Origin of the sequence: Ruminococcus sp. BSD2780120874_150323_B10, assembly GCF_015553695.1 — a bacterium.
GTDB classification, from domain to species: Bacteria; Bacillota; Clostridia; order Oscillospirales; family Acutalibacteraceae; genus Ruminococcoides; species Ruminococcoides intestinale_A.
Window position 1 is genome coordinate 1 of sequence record NZ_JADNHD010000001.1, and the last position, 23,509, is coordinate 23,509.

Genomic DNA, 23,509 nt, shown 5'->3' on the forward strand with positions numbered 1-23,509 from the left:
TTCCATTTATGTAGTCCATTACTACCTTCTTCTTGAATTCATAACTGTATTTTGACATAAAAATACCGACCTCCAAAATTAGATTTTTTAGGTCTAACTTTTGGGGGTCGGGTCAGCAAGCAAGGTGCAATTTTGAAATACAGGTATAAAAATGAAACTTGTTAATTAAAGAATGTCGATATGCTCGCCGTTGAGAGCCTTGTTCATACTTCTTACTGCGCAGAATTTACCGCACATTGAGCAAGTATCTTCGTGCTCGGGTTTGCGGTCATCACGGATTTTTCTTGCGGTTTCGGGGTCAATGGCACAATCCCATTGAGCCTCCCAATCAAGCTTTCTTCTTGCGTCTGCCATTTTGTCGTCAATTTCTCTTGCGCCGCGCACACCTTTTGCAATATCGGCTGCGTGCGCCGCAATTTTAGAGGCAATAATTCCCTGCTTTACATCGTCAACATTCGGTAAAGCCAAATGCTCGGCAGGAGTTACATAACAAAGGAATGCGGCACCCGAAGCAGCGGCAATAGCACCGCCGATTGCGGAAGTAATATGGTCATAACCCGGGGCAATATCTGTCACCAACGGACCTAAAACATAGAACGGAGCACCGCAGCAGATTGTCTGCTGAATCTTCATATTAGCCTCTATCTGGTCCATCGGCATATGACCCGGACCCTCTACCATTACCTGAACATCTTTTGCCCATGCTCTTTTTGTAAGCTCGCCAAGGCGCACAAGCTCCTCAATCTGACAAACATCGGAAGCGTCTGCAAGGCAACCCGGACGGCAAGCGTCACCGAGAGAAATTGTTACATCGTACTCACGGCAGATGTCGAGGATTTCATCGTAATACTCATAAAACGGGTTTTCGTTGCCTGTCATACACATCCAGGCAAACACAAGTGAACCGCCACGGGAAACTATGTTCATCTTTCTCTTATGCTTTTTAATCTGCTCAATAGTCTTTCTCGTAATACCGCAGTGGAGTGTTACAAAGTCCACACCGTCCTGTGCGTGAAGTCTTACAACATCAATAAAATCTTGTGCTGTAAGTGTATCAAGGTCACGCTGATAATGAATAACGGAATCGTAAACAGGTACAGTACCAATCATTGCCGGGCATTCGCTTGTAAGCTTTCTGCGGAAAGGAATTGTGTTGCCGTGCGACGAAAGGTCCATAATTGCGTGAGCGCCCATATTTACAGCCTGCATAACCTTTTCCATTTCAATATCATAATCTTTGCAATCTCTTGAAATACCGAGGTTTACATTTATTTTTGTTTTTAGCATTGAGCCTACGCCCTCGGGGTCAATGCACTTATGGTTTTTATTTGCACAAATTGCCACCTTGCCCTCTGCTACGAGCGGCATAAGTTCTTCTACTGTCATTCTTTCTTTTTTAGCTACGATTTCAAGTTCCTTTGTTACAATTCCCTTTCTTGCAGCCTCCATCTGTGTTGAATATTCTCTCATATTTCATCTGCCTTTTCATTTAAAATTTTGTAAAATATAGTTATGCATCAGCGGTCCTCTGCCTGTGCCGAGGTCAAGTTTTACGCCGATTGCTTTTGTTACATACGCCTTTGCGTTCTCAACGGCTTGAGAAATTTCAAAGCCTTTCGCAAGATTGCTTGCTATTGCGCTTGAAACCGTACATCCGGTGCCGTGAGTATTGGGATTGTCAATTCTTACCGAGGGGTAAGTATAAAACTCGCCGTCAGAGTAAAGCAAATCATCACTGCAATCCTCTAAATGACCGCCCTTACAGAGTACGGCACAGCCGTATTTATCGGAAATTATTTTAGCGGCATTTTGCATATTCTGTAAATTTTTGATATTAATTCCGCTCAAAATTGCAGCCTCGGGTACATTCGGAGTGGCAAGTGCGGAAATCGGCAAAAGATATTTTTTCAGATTTTCAAGTCCCTGCTCACTTATGAGCCTGCTGCCGCTGGTAGATACCATTACAGGGTCGGTCACAATATTTTTTGCTTTGTAAAAATTGAGCTTGTCGGCAATTACTTTTGCGGAATTATTGCCGTAAACCATACCTATTTTTACTGCGTCGGGAAAAATATCGGTAAACACACAGTCAAGCTGATTTGCTATAAACTCGTCGCTCGTCTGCTCAATACCGTATACGCCCGTTGTGTTTTGCGCCGTAAGGGCGGTAATGACGCTCATTGCATAGCAATAGTGCATTGTTATTGTTTTTATATCAGCCTGTATTCCCGCTCCTCCCGAGCAGTCGCTGCCGGCTATTGTCAATACAGTTTTCAAACTAACCTCCGTAAATTATGTCTGCAAGTTTTCTTAATTTTTGTGCGGCGGAACAGATATTGTCAGCGCCAAAAATCGCACTCACCACGGCAACGCCGCTTATACCGCAATTTTCAAGCTGCGGTATATTATCTGCGCTTACACCGCCGATTGCCACAACAGGAATACCGACAGCGCCGCATATTTTCTTAAGATTTTCTGTACCGAGGTATTTTGCGTCTGCCTTTGTAAGTGTGCCGAACACCGCACCGCTGCCTATGTAATCCGCTCCGCTCTGCTCTGCTTTTTTGGCAAGTTCAATTGTGCGTGCCGAGCCGCCGATTATTTTATCTTTACCGAGGATTTCTCTCGCCTTGGCAAGCTCCATATCATTCTGACCGAGGTGCACACCGTCAGCACCTGTCTTTATTACAACATCTGCGTTATCGTTAATGATCAACGGTGCGTTATACTTTTGGCAAATTTTAAGCAGAGTGTCTGCCTCTTTACAGAGCGTATCAAAATCGACTTCCTTATCTCTTAACTGAATCATTGTTGCGCCGCCCGATAAAGCCTGCTCAACGCTGTACTCAAGTCCACGGTCGCCTATGCATTTTCTGTCTGTAATCGCATATAACGCAAGCATATTTTTGTCAAATTTCACGCTATATCACCCCAATTCACGCTTAATTTTCATAACTTCTTCATTTATATTTTCACTCTGCATAAGAAGTGACATAACGCATACACCGGCAAAATTCTTTCTGTTTACGGATTTTAATTCTTTTGCGGTATCAGCATTTATGCCGCCTATTGCGTAGACGGGAATATTTACACTGTCACACACATTCCGCAAAAAATTTACACCTTTACCCTTTAGTCCTTTTTTGCAGTCGGTTTCAAAAATATTACCCGCCGTAATGTAATCCGCTCCGTTTTCTTCGGCAAATATTGCGTCCTCCGTACTGTGTACGGAAGTTCCGAGCAAATCAAAATCCTCTCTGCCCTTTAAATCTTTAAACGCACCGAAAGGCAGATGAATTTTTTTAACACCGAGTTTTACAGCGGTTTCGGGAAAATTATGTATAATCAATTTGTCTTTGTCACAAACCGAAAGCACATTTTTTGCAAGATTGAAGTATTCCTGTTCGGAAAGATATTTCTCCCTAAGAATTATATATTGTGTATCGGAATCGGATATTTTTTGTATTTTCTGTAAAAAATCATCTTTGCAAAGCGGTTTTGCCGTCACGCTTACTACATTACACATAGATGTAATCGCTCATAACGGGCTGTAAGCCCTTGTCTGTGAGAGCCTTGTAAACCTCGTCAACATTTCTGCTGTCTGAAATTTCAAACTGCTCATCGCCCTTTTTCTCTCTTTCACCGTCGTGACCGCCAATGCCGACATCTACGCCTGCGGAAATCTTAGTTGCCGCAATGTCAACCACATTGTCACGGAAGCGCTGACATTCTCTTGTGGAAATGGTAATGCTTGCAAATGGCATAAACAATCTGTACGCACAAATAACCTGCAAAAGCTGCGGTTCGTGTACATCTTTCGGATTGATTTTATCGTTATTGATAATCGGTCTTAATCTTGGGCAGGAAAAAGCAATTTCTGCGTGCGGATACTTTCTTTGAATAAGATAAGCGTGCATACCTGTGGCAAGTGCGTCTTTACGGAAGTCGCTAAGTCCTAAAAGCGCCGCAAAACCTACGCCACGCATACCGCCCATCAAAGCTCTTTCTTGAGTATTTACTCTGTACGGGAAAATTCTCTTATGACCCGCAAGGTGGAGCGTTTCGTATTTATCGGAATTATAGGTTTCCTGAAAAACGGTTACATAGTCGGCACCGCATTCGTGCACATAACGGTACTCGTCGCTGTTCATCGGATATACTTCAAGTCCTACGACTTTAAAATACTTTCTCGCAATTTTGCAAGCCTCGCCGATATACTTAACATCCGACATTTTTTTGCTTTCGCCTGTCAGAATAAGTATTTCCTGCAAGCCTGTCTTTGCAATTGCCTGCATTTCGTGCTCGATTTCCTCTGCGTTCAGCTTTGCACGGTGAATTTTATTGTGACAGTTAAAACCGCAGTAAATACAGTAATTCTCACAATAATTTGAAATGTAAAGCGGTGTAAACATATTTACGGAATTGCCGAAATGCTTTTTGGTTTCTGCTCTCGCAGCCTCTGCGATTTCTTCAAGCAAAGGTAATGCCGCAGGCGAAAGCAAAGCCTTAAAATCGTCAACAGTTTTTTCGTCGTGCTCAAGTGCCCGTCTTACATCGTTTTCGGTATAAATCGACGGGTCATATCCGTTCATTTCTGCAATTACTCTGTCGGGTATATCAGAATCAATCTGCTCCATATCGGGCAGATATTTCATATGGTCAATTCTTTCTTCCATTGTTCACGCCTCAACTTTCAAGAAATCCCGTAAGAGGTGATGATGCAGACGCACCGTTCTCAATTACTCTGCCAAGACCTGAAAGGTAAGCCTGTCTGCCTGCCTCAATCGCCTTTTTAAATGCGTTTGCCATCATAGGAATATCACCTGCAGTTGCAATGGCGGTATTGCTCATTACAGCCGCCGCACCCATTTCCATAGCCTCGCAAGCCTGCGACGGTCTGCCAATACCTGCGTCAACAATAACAGGCAAGTCTATTTCGTTGATGATGATTTTAATAAATTCCTTTGTAGCTATTCCCTTGTTTGAACCTATCGGAGAGCCGAGCGGCATAATTGCGGCAGCACCCGCATCTCTTAAACTTCTTGCCACATTAAGGTCCGGATACATATACGGAAGTACGATAAAGCCCTCTTTGGCAAGTGCCTCGGTTGCCTTTATTGTTTCATAATTGTCGGGCAAAAGGTACTTTGAATCTCTGATTACCTCAATTTTAATAAAGTCGCCGCAGCCTGCCTCTCTTGCAAGTCTTGCAATTCTTACAGCCTCATCGGCATTTCTTGCACCCGAGGTATTGGGCAAAAGAGTAACATTCTTAGGAATATAGTCAAGAATATTTGCAACCTTGCCTGTTACAGCTCGTCTTAATGCAAGAGTAATAATCTCTGCGCCTGCATTTTCAACTGCCGCTTTTATAAGGTCAAGCGAATACTTACCCGAACCGAGAATAAATCGGGAATTAAATTCGTGTCCGCCTAAAATCAGCTTATCATTTTTCATTATTATTATCTCCTTTATAATTTAATGCGGAAAAACTCAACAACCGCCGCCGACAAAATTTACGATTTCTACTACATCTCCGTCTTTGAGAACAGTAGCGGCGTAATTTGCCTTCGGCAGAATTTCCTCGTTAAGCTCAACCGCAATTCTCTGCGGTGAAATTGAATTTCCTTCAAGGTACTGCATAAGTGAAATTTCAATTTTATCAATATCAACTCCGTTTATTCTTATCATAACTTCACCTCCGAAAAGCAAAAAATAAAGTGCGCCGAACCGACGCACTTTGTATGTAAAATATTTACCGTAAGCCTATAGCAAACTTACGCTGCAAAGTCCCTCCGTTGGCATTATCCAAATCAGGTTTACGGTCGAAATGTCAATTCATTTCCTCTCAGCCACTCGGCTCCCGTTTTGTATTGTTTTCTTTATTATAGTACCAAATTAATGAAATGTCAAAACAAATTTATAAAAAATCCGACAAATTATTACTGCTTATCCCAACTGTCTTTCTCTTTTTTAGCCTTGGGATTATCCCAACTGTCGTAATTATTACTGCCTGCATTCACTTCATAACCGTCGTGTGTATCGCAGTTTTCACCTGTAAAGCCGGGATTACTGCTGTAATCGGAATTGAAGTTTTGAGGATTTGCATTATAATTTCTGTTGTAATTTTGCGCATTGTTTTGATTATAATATGCGTTGCGCTGGTTATTGTAGTAAGCGTTCGGATTGCTGTTCTGTCCGTAAAAATTATTTGGATTTACTCCGCCGTTCGGATAATAATTTGTGTTGTAACCGTGGTTAGACTGCGGTCTGTAATCGTTTGGGAATTGTGTATCGGCATAAATATCTGTCTGATACTTTTTTATAATATTGCAAACTTCAACATAATCGGGAATATCGGAAATAGTAAAATTATCAGAATGTCTGCTATTCGAACGAACAGCGGCGTAATGATGACATTCGGAAATAACATCGCCTACTCCGAGCCACTGGTCAAAAATACCTCTGTGAATATACACATGCGAAAGGTCTGTAAAAGGCTTAAAATTATACTGTTTGGAAAAACAGCCGTTTGTACTGTAAATGCCTTTATCGGTAATGGCATATTCCGTATTTTTCAGCTTTCTGAAAGAAAAAATAACACCGCCGAGATATATCCATACAGGCATTAAATGAAGAGCGAAAAAGCCGACAAACATCCATACGCTTGAGTCTAACTCAGAAAGGTCACTTGAGAAAATTTGACTTATAAACATAAAGTCAAACATAAACCAAATGAAAGCAAAAATAAGCATTGGGTTAAAAATACACTCAAGCACAAAGCACGACTTCTTAGGTCTGCCCGACCACACAATTCGTTCGTTATTCATCATATTTTTTAAGTCATCGCTTACCTTGTAATCATCATACATAATTTGTTCTCCTCACATTTTCCTGTAACAATTTATAGACTTCCATATAATCTGAAATATTTTTTATTTTAAGCGGAGCCATATTTACGGGCGTCAGACTTCCTATTTTCTGTTCGGGAAACTCAAAACTTAAAGTCACGGTACCCGTCTTACACAAGATGTCAGAAATTTCTTTCCTAATCTGAATATCGTAAATCTCTCTGTACGGCTTATAATACAGCTTTTTTGAAAACAAGCCTTTTGTAAGAAACACTCCGCAGTCGGTTATTGCATACTCGGCATTTTTATACTGCCTCACGGAAAAGGCAAAACCGATTACATACAAAATTGTCGGCAGTATATTCAAAAAGATAAACAGGTAAAATCTGAATGCGTATTTAAATTCATCGGCAGGTTCTCCGAGAAACATCGGTGCTTTAGGCGTAAGAGGTGCATCGCCGTTTATATACGCAATCAAAACATAAACCGAAATCAGCAAAGAAAAAATCAGCATAGGATTAAAAAATCTTTGCAATACCGCACATTTTCTCTCTGGTTTTCCTTTTCGCAAAACTGTCTGACTGCCGACTGCCATTTTTAAAGTATCGGTCAAAGTATAATCGTAATTCAAAATCAATACCCTCTGTGTAACAGTAAAATTTTGTCTATTTGTTGTATATTTCATCTTATTATAATACATAATTTTGCAAAAGTCAAAAGAATATTTTTGAATAAAAAGTATAAAAAATAAGTTTATTCGGCAAATGTAATGTAATCTTAACAAAATATGTAATATACGGTTGTCGGTAAATGTAAATTTAAATGTTATTTTTCTTTATTGATATTAAAACCTTGTATATTTTTGATAAAATAGAAAAAAATTATAAAGGTAGTGTTTTTAATGGCTAATAAAAATCTTATTGACCTTGACGCAATGTCGAAAAAACAGCTTGATATGCTGATTAAAAAAGCTAAAAAAATTATGGAAAATCCTGCTGATTACAGACACGCCTGCGACGGCAAAATTCTTGCCACGCTTTTCTACGAGCCGAGCACAAGAACTCAAATGTCTTTTCAGACTGCAATGCTAAAGCTCGGCGGCAGAACAATCGGTTTTGACAATCCGCTCAATTCTTCCGTTGCCAAAGGTGAAAGTCTTAAAGATACCATGACAATTGTAGGCGGCTATGCCGACATTATCGCAATGCGCCACCCTGTAGAGGGTTCTGCAATGGCTGCGTCTATGTATGCAGGCGTTCCGTTTATCAACTGCGGCGACGGCGGACATCTTCACCCTACACAAACTCTTGCCGATATAGTTACTTTAAGCTGCGAAAAAGGCAGACTTGATAACCTAAAAATCGGTATCTGCGGCGACCTATTAAACGGCAGAACCGTACATTCACTCATAAAGGCACTTTCGCAGTACGATAACAATTCATTTGTGCTTATTTCTACAAAAGAATTACAAGTACCGCTTTACATTATTGATATTCTTGAAAAGAACAACTGTAAATATGAATTTTCAAATGACCTTGCAAGTTCTATTTCCGACCTTGATGTACTTTATATGACAAGAATACAGCAGGAACGCTTTGCAAGCAAAGAGGAATACGAAAAGCAGAAGTATGTATTTGTTCTTGACAAAGAGAAACTTGCAAAAGCCAAGGAAGATATGATCATTCTTCATCCGCTGCCAAGAGTAAACGAAATCACGGTTGACATAGACGACGACCCCCGTGCCCTGTACTTTAAGCAGGCACTCTACGGTATGTACGGCAGAATGGCACTTATTCTCCTGCTTTTACAGGATGACGACTTTATGCTTAAGGACAGAGAAATCTCTGTTATAGACAAACGCTGTACAAATCCGAGATGCATTACCGCACGGGAAGAATACCTGCCGAATCGTTCATACTTAAAACTCGGTATGCAGATGTGCGACTACTGCGACAAGCGCATTGACTGATGAGGTGATTGATTAATGAGCAAAAACAAAAGCAAAAAATACGGCAAGGCAATTTCTACCGCCATTATCTCGGCTCTTGCCTATATCGTACTCGGCTTTGTTATGATTTTTTATCCCGACAAGGTAAGCATTGCGCTTTGCTATACGCTCGGCGGTGCGCTAACGGTTTACGGACTGTTTAATCTCATAACATATTTCACTTCAAAACAAGCGTCTTTCGGCTTTGAAATGATTGTCGGCATTGCGGCTACCGCATTCGGAGTTTTCTTCTTGATTTCTCCGCAGTCGATTTTAGGAATGATATTCGCAATAATCGGTATTTTGATTATCGTTGACAGTACCATTGATATTAAAAGGTCGTTTCAGTTAAAGTCGCTCGGAGTAAAATATTGGTGGATAAGTTTTGTGGTTTCCGCACTTATTATAATTTTTGTGATTACAACAATTATCTTCCCCGGTTTCTTTGCGGATATAATTATGATTATTTTAGGCATCGCTCTTGTATATGAGGGCATTTCTGGACTTACACTTATCGCTACAATCGGGCACTATGCAAAGAAAATTTCAAACGAATCTAAAATGATAAACATTACTCCCGATAACGAGTATGATGATGATTAAAAATAATTTAACCGCAGATAAGCCGACACTTATCTGCGGTTTTTGTTTGCGATATAATTAATCTATTCCGCTCAATTCTTTTGCTTTCTGCATAAGGATTGAGTTTTTATTTTCGATTTTTTCGTCAATCACCATACCGAGCAATTTATCAAGAATATTTCCGATTTGTTTGCCGTCGGTAATTCCTGTTTTTATCAAATCGTGACCGTTAATATCAAGCTGTTTCAGCGTAAAACAATCCTTTTCCTTTAGAACTTCTTCAAATGCGGCACAGGCAAGATTATACTTGCTCATTTTTTCATCTCTAAGGTACATAGATTGTGCCGTTAAATCGGCATACTGCACCTTTAAAAGTCTGCGCATATCAGTTTCACCGATTTTGTTCATTACTCGTTTTATCTGCGGTTTACTGCCTGTAAACCTTACATCATGAAACGCAATCAGCGTTACGCAATCGTCTATAAAATCCCGTGGATACTTAAGTCGCTCAAGTATTTGCTCTGCCATTACTGCGCTGAATTTTGGATGGCCCTTAAAATGAGCCGTGCCGTCAGGGTCACGCTTGCAGGCCATAGGTTTGCCCAAATCATGAAAAAGCATGGTAATTCGCAAAAGCGGAGTCGGGTCGATATTTGTCATTGCACAGGTGGTGTGCCTCCAAAGCGTTTTGTTATGATGTTTGGTATGTTGGTCGTACCCAAACATAATTGATATTTCGGGCAAAAATACCGCAAACACATCTTTAAACCTGCGCATTATGTACTCACAGTTTTCTCCGCATACAAGTTTGTTGAACTCGGCGGTTATGCGTTCGGCGGCAATATTATTCAAAAGTTTTTTACATTCAAAAATTGCATTGGCGGTATGCTTTTCTATCGCCATATTATAGCACGAGGCAAAGCGCAGAGCACGCATAATACGCAATGCGTCCTCGGTAAAGCGCTCAACGGGATTACCTACACAGCGCACCGCCATAAGCTCAAGGTCGTATGCGCCGTCAAACGGATCTACAAGACCTGTACGGTCACTGTAAGCCATAGCGTTTACGGTAAAATCTCTGCGTGACAAATCCGTAACCAAATCATCCGTAAATTCTACCTTTTCGGGGTGACGATTATCGAAATACTCTCCGTCAATGCGAAAAGTTGTAATTTCATACACGGAAGAATTTATCACTACAGACACAGTACCGTGCTTTATTCCGGTGTCGAAAGTATGAAAATCAGAAAAAAGGCGAAGAATATCCTGCGGCAAAGCATCGGTACAAATATCCCAATCATTTGGCTCTTTTTGCAGTAAAGAATCACGCACACAGCCGCCCACCGCATATGCGGAAAAACCGTTTTTCTCAAATCTGTCAATTATCATTCTGACATCGGTCGGTAATTTAATTTTCACACTTTCAACCCCTTTCTTATTTATATTTGTTTTTATTTTTCTCAATCAGCTTTTCGGCATAATTATAAAGAAGATTGAATAATACAATTGTAAATGCCGACAGCAAACCGAACAAAATAAGTCCGTCAACCGAAAGCCATACAAGCGAGAAGAATCCGGCAAAGAATACACAACCGAGCACAATGCCGACCGCCGACACAGTAAGCATAGCAATTCTCAATGCATTAAACGGATATGAAAGTCTTAAAATGAGCATATAAGCACACAATGCCGTCATATATACACATATTGTAGAATACTCGTCAGGTGCAAGCGTTGTAAACTTCGTAATAACAGCCATACCTATGATATTGAGAACGGTACAGAATGCAGCGGGCACCGCTCTTGCAATTATATTGTAGGTAAAATTACCTTTAATTCGGTTTTTATTAGGCTGCAAAGCAAGCACAAAGGACGGCAAACCTACCGTAAGAGCACCGACAAGTGAAAAATGAATAGGCTCAAATGGATATGGCATATGAAAGAATATGAAGAATACCGAAAGTATGATTGTATAAATTGTTTTTACAATATACAAAGCCGAACTGCGTTCAAGGTTATTGATTGTTCGTCTGCCCTCTGCCACAACACCCGGCATTGATGCAAAATCATTATTAACGAGCACAAGCTGTGACACATTTCTTGCGGCGTCACTTCCTGCCGCCATTGCGATTGAACAGTCTGCCTCTTTTAATGCAAGCACATCGTTTACACCGTCGCCCGTCATAGCAACAGAATGACCTTTTTTCTTAAGCGCAATTACAAGCTGTTTTTTCTGTTGAGGAGTAACTCTGCCGAACACACTGCAATTTTCCGCCGCTTTTTCAAGTTCTTCCTGTGTTTTTACAGTAGTCATATCAATTGCGTTTTCCGCACCTGTTATTCCCGTATCTTTTGCGATATTCTGAACGGTTTTTACACTGTCGCCCGAAATAACCTTAAGTGCCACTCCCTGTTCTTTAAAATAATTTATGGTATCGTTTACATTTTCACGGAGTTTATCTTTAATAAGAACAACGGCAAGCGGAGTAATATCGTCGGGCAAACCGTTACCGAGCGACTTTTCGGAAGAGGCAAGAACAATAATTCTTACCGTATCGTTAATGCTTTCAATGGTATCAAATACCTCTTTATACTTATTCTTATCCTTAAATATAAATTCAGCGGCACCCATTACATAGGATTTACCGTTATCAAAATCGCCGCCCGACCACTTGGTTTCGGACGAGAACGGATAGAATTTTTTACAGCCGATATGCTTTTGTCCTTTTGCGTACTTTTCAATTGCAAGCAAAGTTGCGTTTTTGTCGTCGGAATATTTTGCGATTGAGGCAAGCGCCGTGCCGATTTCTTCCTTATTACACATAGTGATAACATCAGTAACATTCATCTCATCGGTAGTGAGAGTGCCCGTTTTGTCAAGGCAGAGTACATCAACCCTTGCGAGAGTTTCTATGCAATACATCTCCTGCACAAGCACCTTTTTCCGTGTCAATCGTATAATAGAAACAGCGAGCACGGAACTTGTAAGCAAAATCATACCCTTAGGAATCATACCGAGCAAAGCCGCAACCGTACTTACAACAGTAGCCTGCAAATCGCCGTCATTGATACCAAACTGTCTTATAAAGAAAGCGATGCCTACGGGAAAAAGAATAAAAGTACATATTTTTATAATAAAATTAAAGGAACGCAAAATTTCCGAATTAACTTTCTTTATGTACTTTGCCTCATCGTTAATTTTTGCCGCATAGCTTTCTGCGCCGACTTTGTTTGCCTTTGCGTAACATTTGCCAAGACTGATAAAACTGCCCGAAAGCAGTTCGTCACCGACCTTTTTTTCTATAAGATCCGATTCGCCTGTAAGCAGGCTTTCATTTACCTTGCATTCGCCCTCACACACAATACAGTCGGCGGGAATCTGCGAGCCTCTGGAAAGAACAACCACATCGTCCTGTACAATTTCATCTCTGCTTATTTCACACTCTCTGCCGTCACGCACGACAGTAACTTTCTTTTCGGAAAGGATAGTCAGTTTATCTACACTTTTCTTTGAACGAATTTCCTGCACTATACCGATTGTTGTGTTGGCAATCATAATGCCGATAAAAAGCATATTTTTGTAAGAGCCGACAAACGCAAGCGCCGCAAGCAACACAACATTGATTGCGTTAAACAAAGTACAAATGTTATCTCTGAATATTCTGCCGATTGATTTTGTTTTTAAATTTGAGGTAATATTTATCTTACCTTCCGCTACTCTGCGACTTACCTCTTGCGAAGTAAGTCCTTTTAAATTAGTATCCATTCTAATTCCTTTCAATGTAAAATTTTTTAATTTATAAAAATAATAACATTTTTGACTTACAAGCTGCTTTAATTACTTTTTATCTTCCAAAAAAATTTTTAATAATAAAAAATCCTGTTTTCTTATATTATAAATGCAAAAACTAAGAATGGCAACGGAAAGTGGGTGATTTTTTTGATTTTTTTTAAATTTTTTAATAAATTTTTATCAGTTGCCCTTACAGCTATTATTTCACTTTCTGCCACTGCTATTCCCTGCAACAGCGGAGAACTGCCGGAATATGTTTATCTCGGCGGTGAACCGTTCGGACTTAAAATGTATTCGGACGGTGTTATGATAGTAGAACTCGAAAGTTATTTTGACGGCAGTAAATATGTTTGTCCCGCAAAAAAAGGCGGACTTAAAGAAAGCGATATTATAAAGGAAATTAACGGTACTAAAATTACAAGCAATGAAACATTGCGTGAAGCTACGCTTAATTCAGACGGAAATACCCTTGAAGTAACCTTTGAGCGTGACAACAAAACGCTTACAAAAGAGATAGCTCCTATAAAAAACACGGCCGGCAATTATCTCATAGGCGCTTGGGTGCGTGACAGTAGTGCAGGCATAGGCACTGTAACCTATTATGACAAAAGCGAAAATTACTTTGCGGGTCTTGGTCACGGCATTTGCGACTGCGACACTTACACGCTTATGCCGCTTGCCTCGGGTGAAGCGGTTATAGCGGAAATAAGCAGTGTAACAAAAAGCACAAACGGCTCCCCCGGCAGTCTTAACGGATATTTCTCCGACAAAGTTATAGGAAAAATTACCGATAACTGCGACATCGGAATATACGGCACATTTGATACTTCGCTTACAGAAAATAAAGAAAAACTTGAAGTTGCAAAAGAATCCGAACTGAAAACGGGTAAAGCGACTGTTTATACCACTCTTGAGGGCAATACGCCGAAAGCATACAGCATTGAAATTACAAGCATAAGCAGAAACACAAACTCTGCCGAAAGTTTTACGCTTAAAGTAACCGATGAAGAATTACTTGATAAAGCAGGCGGTATTGTTCAGGGTATGAGCGGCAGTCCTATTGTTATGGACGGTAAACTTGTAGGCGCTGTTACCCATGTTTTTGTAAACTCCACTAACGAGGGTTACGGAATATATGTTGGTAATATGATGCAAAATTACAAATAATTTAGCTAAATCCGTTGATTTTTGGCAGTTAATTATTTTAACCAAAAAAATTTTATTATTTATTGAATTTTTTTGCTTGGAAAGTATTGCCAAAATTACCATTTTATGGTAATATAATCTCATAGAAAAATTACTGGGGGAAATAATCAATGGAAAAAGCAATCAAACTCATCATCACAGAAGAAGCATCCGAATTTTCGCAGGAAAGCAATGCAACAATGGAAAATTACAACATTACGCCTGCTTTCTGCTCAAAAGACGGAGAAGAACTGTTGAACCGCATTAAGGCAGAACAGCCGGATGTAGTCCTTATGGATTCATTTATGACCAGACTCGACGCAATAGGCGTAATGCGCAGTGTAAGACGAGATAAACTTAAAGCTCCGCTTTTCATAGTATTCTCATCATTCCACAACGCAATTCTCGAACAGCAGGTTATGAATTCGGGAGCGTCTTATTTTGTACTCAAGCCGTATGACATTTCAGAACTTTGTCAGAATATTGTAAATATGACAAAGCGCAGTAAAGAAAGTTTCATCGGAAATCCCGTAACTTTTGACGCATTCGGCATTGAGCTTAAAGTAACTGAAATTTTGCACGAAATCGGCGTTCCCGCTCATATCAAAGGCTATCACTATTTAAGGGATTCAATTATTATGTCGGTTGAACATCCCGAAATAATCAATGCGGTTACAAAACAATTATATCCGTCTGTAGCAAAGAAATACGAAACCACATCATCCAGAGTTGAAAGAGCAATTCGCCATGCAATTGAAGTTGCTTGGGACAGAGGAGATGTTGATGTGCTTAATTCCTACTTCGGCTACACTATCCACAACGACAGAGGCAAGCCAACCAACAGCGAATTTATTGCTATGATTTCTGATAAGTTAAGATTACAGATTAAAAACGCAAGCTGATAAATTTTACTCAAGGGCTGTCCGAATGGGCAGTCCTTGAAAATATTATACCGTTTTATTCCGTGAATATTCTTTTTTAAATTTAATCGAAATCCGCACTCCCCCGCCTACATAAAAAAGCCTCTACAAATGTAAAGGCTTTAGTTGAAATTTATTATTTAATCTAAAATTTTACCGTCAGTGGAAATTGTAACAACCTGCCACGGTATAAACTTTCCGCTGTTTTGCAACGCTCTTTTTACAGCGTACTCAAGACCTCCGCAGCACGGTACTTCCATACGAACTACGGTTACGCTCCAAATATTGTTATTTGCAATTATACTTTCAAGTTTTTCGCTGTAATCGATATCGTCAAGTTTAGGGCAGCCTATGAGTGTAATTTTTCCACGCATAAAATCATTGTGCATCTGCGCATAAGCATATGCTGTGCAGTCGGCGGCAATAAGCAGCTTTGCGCCGTCAAAGTACGGAGCGTTTACAGGCACAAGTTTTATCTGACACGGCCACTGACCAAGGTGTGACGGCATTTTTACGTCTTCCGCAAAAGCAGTATTTTTAGAGCTTTCTCTGTTAAATGTCTGCAGTCTGTGTCCGGGGCAGCCGCCGAATGCTTCTGACTTTTTCTTCATATTGGCTTTTACCGCCTCTTCATCATATGCGAGAGCCTCACGCTCAACAAAAGAAATCGCACCCGTAGGGCAGGTTGGCAGACAGTCACCGAGTCCGTCGCAATAATCATCACGCAAAAGTTTAGCCTTACCGTTTACCATTGTAATCGCACCCTCGTGACAGGCATTTGCACAAGCACCGCAACCGTTACACTTTTCTTCATCTATATTTATAATTCTTCTTATCATCTTAAATACCTCCGTATTGATTTTGCAAATAAATTATAATATAATCAGAAAAGAAATTATGTTGTTATAGCAACGAAATGAGGCTTTTATGAAATTTTGTGATATACTTTTATTTAAAAATATGTCCGAACAGGAAATTACTCAAATGAACAAGAGTAAATTTATGAAAAAACGCATTTATGCCAAAAACACACATATTTATCATATGGGAGATGTTATAGACAGCGTAGGAATTGTGCTCTCGGGAAATGTCATTATAGAGAACATTGATATATGGGGCAATAAAAGTATAATCAGTTATGCAAATGAAGGAGAAATTTTTGCGGAAACCTATGCCCTTTCGCAAACTCCGATGATGGTCGATGTTGTATGCGCCGAATGTTGCGAAATTTTATTTATAAATTTAAAAAACGCTCTTAAACCGGAAAACAGCAATCAGCCGTGGTACCCGAAATTTATGAACAGTCTGCTTATGCTTTCGGCTCAAAAAAATCTTGCTCTTTCACGAAGAATTTTTTGCACTTCATCAAAAGCAGTGCGTACAAGAGTTCTTGCCTATCTGTCGGAAGAATCGGTAAAAGCCGATTCCACAGACTTTGAAATACCGTTTGACCGTCAGCAGATGGCAGATTACTTAAATCTCGACCGCAGTGCTCTTTCTAAAGAACTTAGCAAAATGAAATCAGACGGTATTTTAGACTACAGAAAAAATCATTTTGTTTTGCTTGATACAGGAACTGATTTGTAAGAGGTTATTTGGGATTTATAGTATTGGGAAATTTTTTAATTGCATAACGAAACACTACGCTATCCCATAATTATCATACTATCATAAAAATTCATTACAACTTATTGCACAATTAAATATAAAAGCAAAAAGGTGACTGAGTTTTCAGCCACCTTTTACTCTGCTTTTAAATTTCGCAATCATCAAGAATACTGCGCAAAGTATCGGCAGATTTCTTAAGATTGATTTCTTCGTCCTCGCTAAGAGAAATCGGAACTTTAGTTTCAATACCGTTTGCACCCACAATCGACGGCATACTAAGCACTACATCGTCAATACCAAACTCGCCGTGCATCAGTGAAGAAATAGGAAGTATGGATTTTTCGTCACGGATAATTGCCTCGCAAATTCTCTTTACCGCCATAGCAACACCGTAATATGTAGCACGCTTTTTCGCAATTATTTCATAGGCACTGTTTTTAACCTTTTCTGCGATATTTTCCTGCGATTTATCGTGATTATAGTGACCTCTCATCTCACAGAAATCATCAAGCGGAATACCCGAAACATTTGCACTGCTCCATACGGCAATTTCGCTGTCACCGTGCTCACCTATAATATATGCGTGCACACTCTGACTGTCAACCGACAAATGCTCACCGAGCTGACATTTAAGTCTTGCGGTATCAAGCACCGTACCCGAACCGATAACCCTGTTCTCCTCAAAACCCGAAAGTTTAAGAGCCGTATATGTAAGAATATCAACAGGGTTTGCAACCACAAGCAATATGCCGCGGCATTTTCTTTTTGCAATTTCAGGAATAATACTCTTAAAAATTCCGACATTCTTATGTACCAGGTCAAGTCTTGTTTCACCCGGCTTTTGTCCCGCACCGGCAGTAATTACAATAATTGAAGCATCAACTATATCGTCATAGCTACCTGCATAGATTTTCATATTTCCGACAAAAGGAATACCGTGGCTTATATCCATAGCCTCGCCCTCTGCCTTATCTTTGTCTGCGTCAATCAACACGATTTCCGAAAACATTTTGCTCTGCATTAACGCAAAAGCCGATGCCGAACCTACAAATCCGCAACCTATTATTGCGATTTTTCTTAAATTAACTTTATCCATTGTTTAACCCCCTAAAATAAAGTTTCTATTACGCTAAATCAGATAACTTAGTAATCACTACTTATTTTACTTTATTATATCACATATTTTGGAAAAATCAAGCAAAATAATAATAATTCTTATTTTATATACTTTATTTTTAAATTGCTTGACAATGTATATTAATATTTTATATAATTATAATGTATTTTGCCTTTTAGGAGATTATTTATGGAAAGAGAAAATTTTAAATCCAAACTCGGATTTATACTTGTCAGCGCAGGCTGTGCAATCGGTATCGGCAATGTATGGCGATTTCCTTATGTTACAGGTCAGAACGGCGGCGGAATATTTGTACTCCTTTACCTGCTGTTCCTCGTAATTATGGGCATACCCGTGCTGACTATGGAACTTGCAATCGGCAGAGCAAGTAAAAAAAGTGCCGTACTCGCATACAAAAAACTTGAAAAACCAAAAAGCAAGTGGCACATTCACGGTTGGTTCTGCATACTCGGCTGCTATCTGCTTATGATGTACTACACACCTGTATCGGGTTGGATGCTAAGCTACTTTTTCAAATTTGCAACGGGTACATTTGAAAGCGGAATGACGGCGGAACAGGTCGGCAATGTATTTTCAAATCTGATGTCTAATCCTGTTGAGATGATAATATGGATGGCTGTTATGGCTATTGCAGGATTTTTTGTGTGCAGCAAAGGCATACAAAACGGAATTGAAAAAGTCAGCAAGGTTATGATGATTTTATTGCTTGCGCTGATTGTTATTCTTGCGATAAACAGTCTTACTTTATCGGGTGCTGCCGAGGGCATAAAGTTTTACCTTGTTCCTGATTTAGAAAAAGTGCAGTCAATCGGAATCGGACATATAATTACATCAGCAATGAGCCAGGCATTCTTTACACTAAGCCTTGGCATTGCTTCTATGGAAATTTTAGGCAGTTATATGACAAGAGAAAAAACTTTGCCGAGCGAATCAATTAAAATTTGCATACTTGATACTTTTGTCGCTATCACCGCAGGACTTATCATCTTCCCTGCCTGTTTTTCATACGGAGTTGAGCCGAATCAAGGTCCTGCTCTTATATTTGTTACACTGCCGAATGTATTTGTAAATATGGCGGGCGGCAGAATTTGGGGCACGCTGTTCTTTATGTTTATGACCTTTGCGTGTTTCTCAACCGTAATTGCGGTGTTTGAAAATCTGATTTCGTTCTGTATTGATATGTTCAATATGAGCCGCACAAAATCCGTAATTATAAATGCAATAATTATGCTTATAGGCTGTCTGCCTTGCATTTTTGGATTTAATCTTTTAAGCGGATTCAATATTTTAGGCAAAGGCGTACTTGATATTGAGGACTTTGCTGTAAGCAATATTCTTCTTCCTGTAGGTGCATTCTTGTATTCGCTCTTCTGTTCAACAAAATTTGGTTGGGGATTTGACGGCTATTTGAATGAGTGTAATCAGGGCGAGGGTATCAAATTTCCAAGATTTTTTAAACCGTATATAAAATATGTATTACCTGTTCTTGTATTGATTGTATTTATTTCAGGATTTATTCCGCAGGGATAAATTTAAAGCTCATCGGTTTTAGATTATTTGCAAAACCAATGAGCTTTTCGTTTTATTTTTTTAATTCAAAAATATTAATAATTTATGGTTTAGCGTATTTGAGGCTAAATAATTAAAACAAACACTCCGCCTTGGCAATCCAAAGCGGAGTGTTTCACTGCTTTTTCAGCAGAATTTATCTTCTGTTGTTGTTTCTTCTCTCATTAAAAGGTCTGCGTGGGCGTGGCTTTCTCTCTGTATCTACATCGTTTTCAGGAGTAAGACCGTCAACATCTATGAGAACCTGACGACGGGAAAGGTTAAGTCTGCCCTTATCGTCGATTTCCATTACCTTAACACGGATAACATCGCCTACATTTACTACATCAGTAACCTTGTCTACACGCTTTACATCAAGCTGTGAAATGTGTACAAGACCCTCTCTGCCCGGAGCAATCTCTACAAATGCACCGAAGTCCATAAGTCTTGTTACCTTACCGAGGTACATAGCACCCGGCTCCGGATCAATAGCGATAGTCTTGATAATCTCAATAGCTCTGTTGCATTTGTCAGCATCAATACCCGATACGAATACCTTACCGTAATCGCCGTCTTCTTCAATGTCAACTTTAACTTCACATTCAGCCTGAATTTCCTTGATAACCTTACCGCTCTTACCGATAACCTCGCTGATTTTCTCGGCAGGAATTGTAGTTGTGTACATCTTAGGAGCATACGGAGAAAGTTCTTTTCTCGGCTCTGCAATAGCCTTGAGCATAACCTCATCGAGAATATAGTTACGAGCCTTATGTGTCTTTGCAAGAGCCTCTTTAATCATTTCAGGTGTAAGACCGCTGATTTTAAGGTCCATCTGAATAGCTGTAATGCCGTCTTTTGTACCTGCTACCTTAAAGTCCATATCGCCAAAGAAGTCCTCAAGGCCCTGAATGTCAACCATTGTCATCCAACGCTCGCCCTCTGTAATAAGACCGCAAGAAATACCTGCAACAGGAGCTTTAATCGGAACACCGGCATCCATAAGTGCAAGTGTAGAACCGCAGATTGAACCCTGTGAGGTTGAGCCGTTTGAAGAAAGAACCTCTGATACAAGTCTTAATGCATATGGGAACTCTTCAACAGGCGGAATTACAGGAACGAGAGCACGCTCTGCAAGTGCGCCGTGACCGATTTCTCTTCTGCCCGGACCTCTGCTTGGCTTTGTTTCGCCTACTGAATAGCTCGGGAAGTTATAGTGGTGAATGTAACGCTTCTCTGTTTCGCCGTCAATACCGTCAAGCAACTGCTTGTCAGATACAGGGCCGAGAGTAGCGATTGTAAGAACCTGTGTCTGTCCTCTTGTAAACAAACCCGAACCGTGAACTCTCGGAAGTACAGAAACTTCTGCTGCGAGCGGACGAATATCATCCATACCTCTGCCGTCAACACGCTTCTGCTCGTCAAGCAGCCAACGACGAACGATAAACTTCTGTGTCTTGTAAAGGCACTCGTCAATAAGCGCTTCACTGTCAGGATAAATCTCATCAAATTTTGCGTGAACAGCCTCGTAAATAGGCTTTAATCTCTCGTCACGAACTGTCTTGTCATCGGTGTCAAGAGCAACCTTTACATCTTCCTCTGCAAATGCCTTGATAGCCTCAAACATATCGTGGTCAGGCTCAAGACTTGCAAACTCAAACTTAGGCTTGCCGATTTCAGCCTTGATGCCCTCAATAAACTTAATAATCTTCTGGTTAGCCTCGTGACCTGCCATAATGGCATTGTACATCTCATCATCTGTAACGCAGTCTGCACCTGCCTCAATCATAGCAATTCTTGTGCTTGTTGACGCAACGGTAGTAGCCATCTTAGAAACCGCTCTCTGTGCCTCTGTCGGGTTGATGATGTACTCGCCGTCAATCATACCTACAGAACAACCTGAAATAGGGCCGTTCCACGGAACATCAGAAATTGAAATAGCGATTGACGCACCTATCATAGCTGTAATTTCAGGTGAGCAGTCCAAGTCAACGCTCATTACGGTACAAACGATAGAAACATCGTTTCTCATGCTCTTGTCAAAAAGCGGACGGATCGGACGGTCAATTACACGGCTTGTAAGGATAGCCTTTTCAGACGGTCTGCCTTCCCTCTTGAGATAGGCACCCGGAATCTTACCTACGGCATACATCTTCTCTTCATAGTCAACTGAAAGCGGGAAAAAGTCAACGCCCTCTCTCGGCTTTGGAGATGCGGTAACAGCAACATGAACTGTTGTATCACCGTAATGTACAAGACAAGCACCGTTGGCAAGCTGTGTCATTTTACCTGTTTCAACCTTTAAAGGCCTGCCGGCAAATTCTGTTTCAAACACTCTGTATTTGTCGAATGTCATTAATCTATTCATTGTAAAAATCCTTTCTGAAATCATACGATTTCTGTAATAAACATCTTGCGGATTTTCACGCTGTTTTAGCAATAAAACCGATAAAAACAATAAAATTTTACAGATTTTTTACCCGTTTTACCGCTAAAATACAGCTGAGAAAATTTACGCAAAAACGGAATTTAGGGCAAGCTTGCGCTTGCCCTGATTTGCAAAATTACTTACGGATACCAAGTCTTGCAATAATAGAACGGTATCTCTCAATGTCTACCTTAATGAGGTAGTTGAGAAGGCTTCTTCTCTGACCAACCATCTTAAGAAGACCTCTTCTGCTGTGATGGTCTTTCTTATGAACCTTGAGGTGCTCTGTAAGGTCATTAATTCTCTTTGTAAGGAGAGCAATCTGTACCTCAGGAGAACCTGTGTCGCCTTCGTGAGTAGCGTACTCGGCCATGATAGCCTGCTTTTCTTCTTTTAACATTTGCGTTTCCACCTTTGTAAAAATTTTAGCCAACCGTCCCAGAGTAAGGCTGTGAAAATCCGAATTATCGGCTTAACCCTTGTTCCGAGGCAGCGGTCAACAAGTTGATTATAACACAAAGGATAATAAATGTAAAGGATTTTTACAAATTTTTATGTTCATTTTATGCGTGATTTTATTACATTTATTAATCCAAAATTAACCCCATGCTATCCGAAATCACTTATTAACAATTCCCAATTTTTCTTTCATCTTATTAAGTGTATCCGCTTTATTTTCGTCGGACATTGCTCTGTAAGCAATCAAAAGCTTTTTTTCGTCATTTGAAAGATTATACAGTTTCAAAGTATCGTCAGGATCCTGAACTATCGGTAAGAAAGAACTTCCGTTACCAAGCAAAGTGTTATAATCCGTGCCGAAAATAGAAACAATTTTTCTTAAAACTTCATGGCTCGGCTCGGACACACCTGTTTCGTACTTTGTATAGGTTGTTCTGTTAATATTCAAAATATCGGCAACCTGCTGCTGTGTAAGTCTGCAAAGTTCACGATGTTGTTTTAGTCTTAATGCAAAAGAACTGTTTTTTCCTTCGTATTTAGCCAATTCTACACACCCTTTGTATATAAATGCTTGATATATATTTTAACTATTACAACAATTATAATACAAAGTTTATAATAATTCCACAAAAGTGAATATAAATCACTGTAAATTATTACCATATTGTTCCCAAAATAAGTCTTGAAATTTTCAAATATTCGTTGTATAATAGACATTGTTAGTCACGATTTGCTGGTGTGGCGCAGTTGGTAGCGCAACTGATTCGTAATCAGTAGGTCGACGGTTCAAGTCCGTTCACCAGCTCCACAAATAAACCGCATAACCAAGCCATTTTTTAAGGCTTGTGTGCGGTTTTTCTTTTTGCCTGTTTCCCGTAAAACATTGCTTTTAACTGTATTATAATATGCAAATACAGTAAAAACCCCTCACCTACTTCTATTAACTAAGCAAGTCACTGATTTTATATGCTTATATTCTTTATGTTTTTAATACAAGGTTGATTTTAAATCAA

General features: G+C 39.9%; 22 protein-coding genes, 1 tRNA gene and 1 riboswitch. Of the genes, 7 read left to right on the forward strand and 16 right to left on the reverse strand.

Annotation, left to right across the window (positions count from 1 at the left end; genetic code table 11):
* Positions 1–165 precede the first annotated feature (165 nt).
* The 9 genes from thiC to I2E21_RS00045 form a co-directional block, all read right to left on the reverse strand.
* Positions 166–1,470, reverse strand: a complete 1,305-nt coding sequence (gene thiC / locus I2E21_RS00005) for a phosphomethylpyrimidine synthase ThiC (protein ID WP_022234158.1) — start codon at positions 1,468–1,470, stop codon at positions 166–168.
* A gap of 15 nt (positions 1,471–1,485) precedes the next feature.
* Positions 1,486–2,277 (reverse strand): bifunctional hydroxymethylpyrimidine kinase/phosphomethylpyrimidine kinase, encoded by a 792-nt coding sequence (gene thiD / locus I2E21_RS00010; RefSeq protein ID WP_195410000.1) that lies wholly within the window; start codon positions 2,275–2,277, stop codon positions 1,486–1,488.
* A 1-nt stretch (position 2,278) separates the two neighbouring features.
* A complete protein-coding gene (thiE, locus tag I2E21_RS00015) occupies positions 2,279–2,920 on the reverse strand; it encodes a thiamine phosphate synthase (protein ID WP_195410001.1) in 642 nt (213 codons plus the stop codon).
* A gap of 6 nt (positions 2,921–2,926) precedes the next feature.
* Positions 2,927–3,526, reverse strand: coding sequence for a thiamine phosphate synthase (locus I2E21_RS00020; protein ID WP_195410002.1), 600 nt, complete (start codon positions 3,524–3,526; stop codon positions 2,927–2,929).
* Positions 3,519–4,676 carry a 2-iminoacetate synthase ThiH gene (thiH, locus tag I2E21_RS00025; RefSeq protein ID WP_195410003.1) on the reverse strand — a complete coding sequence of 386 codons (1,158 nt, stop codon included), beginning with the start codon at positions 4,674–4,676 and terminating at the stop codon, positions 3,519–3,521. The genes I2E21_RS00020 and thiH overlap by 8 nt, the downstream gene beginning before the upstream one ends.
* Positions 4,677–4,686: 10 nt before the next feature.
* Complete coding sequence (locus tag I2E21_RS00030) at positions 4,687–5,457, reverse strand: thiazole synthase (RefSeq protein ID WP_195410004.1); 771 nt, start codon at positions 5,455–5,457, stop codon at positions 4,687–4,689.
* Positions 5,458–5,493: 36 nt separating this feature from the next.
* Positions 5,494–5,691 carry a sulfur carrier protein ThiS gene (thiS, locus tag I2E21_RS00035; protein WP_195410005.1) on the reverse strand — a complete coding sequence of 66 codons (198 nt, stop codon included), beginning with the start codon at positions 5,689–5,691 and terminating at the stop codon, positions 5,494–5,496.
* Positions 5,692–5,772: 81 nt separating this feature from the next.
* A riboswitch (TPP riboswitch) is annotated at positions 5,773–5,877 on the reverse strand.
* A gap of 65 nt (positions 5,878–5,942) precedes the next feature.
* Positions 5,943–6,872 (reverse strand): PH domain-containing protein, encoded by a 930-nt coding sequence (locus tag I2E21_RS00040; RefSeq protein WP_195410006.1) that lies wholly within the window; start codon positions 6,870–6,872, stop codon positions 5,943–5,945.
* Positions 6,865–7,482, reverse strand: a complete 618-nt coding sequence (locus I2E21_RS00045) for a PH domain-containing protein (RefSeq protein ID WP_186934695.1) — start codon at positions 7,480–7,482, stop codon at positions 6,865–6,867. Before I2E21_RS00045 ends, I2E21_RS00040 begins: the two co-directional genes overlap by 8 nt.
* A gap of 270 nt (positions 7,483–7,752) precedes the next feature.
* Between I2E21_RS00045 and pyrB the strand changes: the two genes are divergently transcribed.
* Together pyrB and I2E21_RS00055 are read left to right on the forward strand one after the other, a co-directional pair.
* Positions 7,753–8,820 carry an aspartate carbamoyltransferase gene (pyrB, locus tag I2E21_RS00050; RefSeq protein ID WP_022234149.1) on the forward strand — a complete coding sequence of 356 codons (1,068 nt, stop codon included), beginning with the start codon at positions 7,753–7,755 and terminating at the stop codon, positions 8,818–8,820.
* Positions 8,821–8,835: 15 nt separating this feature from the next.
* Positions 8,836–9,441 carry a DUF308 domain-containing protein gene (locus I2E21_RS00055; RefSeq protein WP_195410007.1) on the forward strand — a complete coding sequence of 202 codons (606 nt, stop codon included), beginning with the start codon at positions 8,836–8,838 and terminating at the stop codon, positions 9,439–9,441.
* Positions 9,442–9,498: 57 nt separating this feature from the next.
* Here the strand turns inward: I2E21_RS00055 and I2E21_RS00060 are convergent, their stop codons facing one another.
* Both I2E21_RS00060 and I2E21_RS00065 read right to left on the reverse strand, forming a co-directional pair.
* Entirely contained in the window at positions 9,499–10,839 is a 1,341-nt protein-coding gene (locus I2E21_RS00060; protein ID WP_195410008.1) for a CCA tRNA nucleotidyltransferase, read from the reverse strand.
* A gap of 16 nt (positions 10,840–10,855) precedes the next feature.
* Positions 10,856–13,186: an HAD-IC family P-type ATPase gene (locus tag I2E21_RS00065; protein WP_195410009.1), complete on the reverse strand. Its 2,331-nt coding sequence runs from the start codon at positions 13,184–13,186 to the stop codon at positions 10,856–10,858.
* 174 nt (positions 13,187–13,360) lie between these two features.
* Here I2E21_RS00065 and spoIVB point away from each other — a divergent pair, with 174 nt between their 5' ends.
* A complete protein-coding gene (gene spoIVB / locus I2E21_RS00070; protein ID WP_195410010.1) occupies positions 13,361–14,380 on the forward strand; it encodes a SpoIVB peptidase in 1,020 nt (339 codons plus the stop codon).
* A gap of 149 nt (positions 14,381–14,529) precedes the next feature.
* Positions 14,530–15,300, forward strand: coding sequence for a sporulation transcription factor Spo0A (gene spo0A, locus I2E21_RS00075; RefSeq protein ID WP_022233870.1), 771 nt, complete (start codon positions 14,530–14,532; stop codon positions 15,298–15,300).
* Positions 15,301–15,458: 158 nt separating this feature from the next.
* On the opposite strand, the gene I2E21_RS00080 is transcribed toward spo0A, so the two are convergent.
* Positions 15,459–16,157, reverse strand: a complete 699-nt coding sequence (locus I2E21_RS00080) for a 4Fe-4S binding protein (protein WP_195410011.1) — start codon at positions 16,155–16,157, stop codon at positions 15,459–15,461.
* Positions 16,158–16,245: 88 nt separating this feature from the next.
* Here I2E21_RS00080 and I2E21_RS00085 point away from each other — a divergent pair, with 88 nt between their 5' ends.
* Positions 16,246–16,905, forward strand: coding sequence for a Crp/Fnr family transcriptional regulator (locus tag I2E21_RS00085; protein ID WP_195410012.1), 660 nt, complete (start codon positions 16,246–16,248; stop codon positions 16,903–16,905).
* Positions 16,906–17,071: 166 nt separating this feature from the next.
* Here the strand turns inward: I2E21_RS00085 and I2E21_RS00090 are convergent, their stop codons facing one another.
* Entirely contained in the window at positions 17,072–18,022 is a 951-nt protein-coding gene (locus I2E21_RS00090) for an L-lactate dehydrogenase (protein WP_186934687.1), read from the reverse strand.
* A 210-nt stretch (positions 18,023–18,232) separates the two neighbouring features.
* Between I2E21_RS00090 and I2E21_RS00095 the strand changes: the two genes are divergently transcribed.
* The gene (locus I2E21_RS00095) at positions 18,233–19,594 is read left to right on the forward strand and encodes a sodium-dependent transporter (RefSeq protein WP_195410013.1); all 1,362 of its coding nucleotides are present in this window, start codon (positions 18,233–18,235) and stop codon (positions 19,592–19,594) included.
* A gap of 175 nt (positions 19,595–19,769) precedes the next feature.
* Here the strand turns inward: I2E21_RS00095 and I2E21_RS00100 are convergent, their stop codons facing one another.
* The 3 genes from I2E21_RS00100 to I2E21_RS00110 all read right to left on the reverse strand — a co-directional run bounded on the left by I2E21_RS00100 (position 19,770) and on the right by I2E21_RS00110 (position 23,040).
* On the reverse strand, positions 19,770–21,977 hold the full coding sequence (locus tag I2E21_RS00100) for a polyribonucleotide nucleotidyltransferase (protein WP_195410014.1): 2,208 nt from the start codon (positions 21,975–21,977) through the stop codon (positions 19,770–19,772).
* 196 nt (positions 21,978–22,173) lie between these two features.
* A complete protein-coding gene (gene rpsO / locus I2E21_RS00105; RefSeq protein ID WP_022233876.1) occupies positions 22,174–22,437 on the reverse strand; it encodes a 30S ribosomal protein S15 in 264 nt (87 codons plus the stop codon).
* A gap of 219 nt (positions 22,438–22,656) precedes the next feature.
* The gene (locus I2E21_RS00110; protein WP_022233877.1) at positions 22,657–23,040 is read right to left on the reverse strand and encodes a helix-turn-helix domain-containing protein; all 384 of its coding nucleotides are present in this window, start codon (positions 23,038–23,040) and stop codon (positions 22,657–22,659) included.
* A gap of 188 nt (positions 23,041–23,228) precedes the next feature.
* Between I2E21_RS00110 and I2E21_RS00115 the strand changes: the two genes are divergently transcribed.
* A tRNA-Thr gene (locus tag I2E21_RS00115) sits at positions 23,229–23,304 on the forward strand.
* The last annotated feature ends 205 nt before the right edge of the window (positions 23,305–23,509 follow it).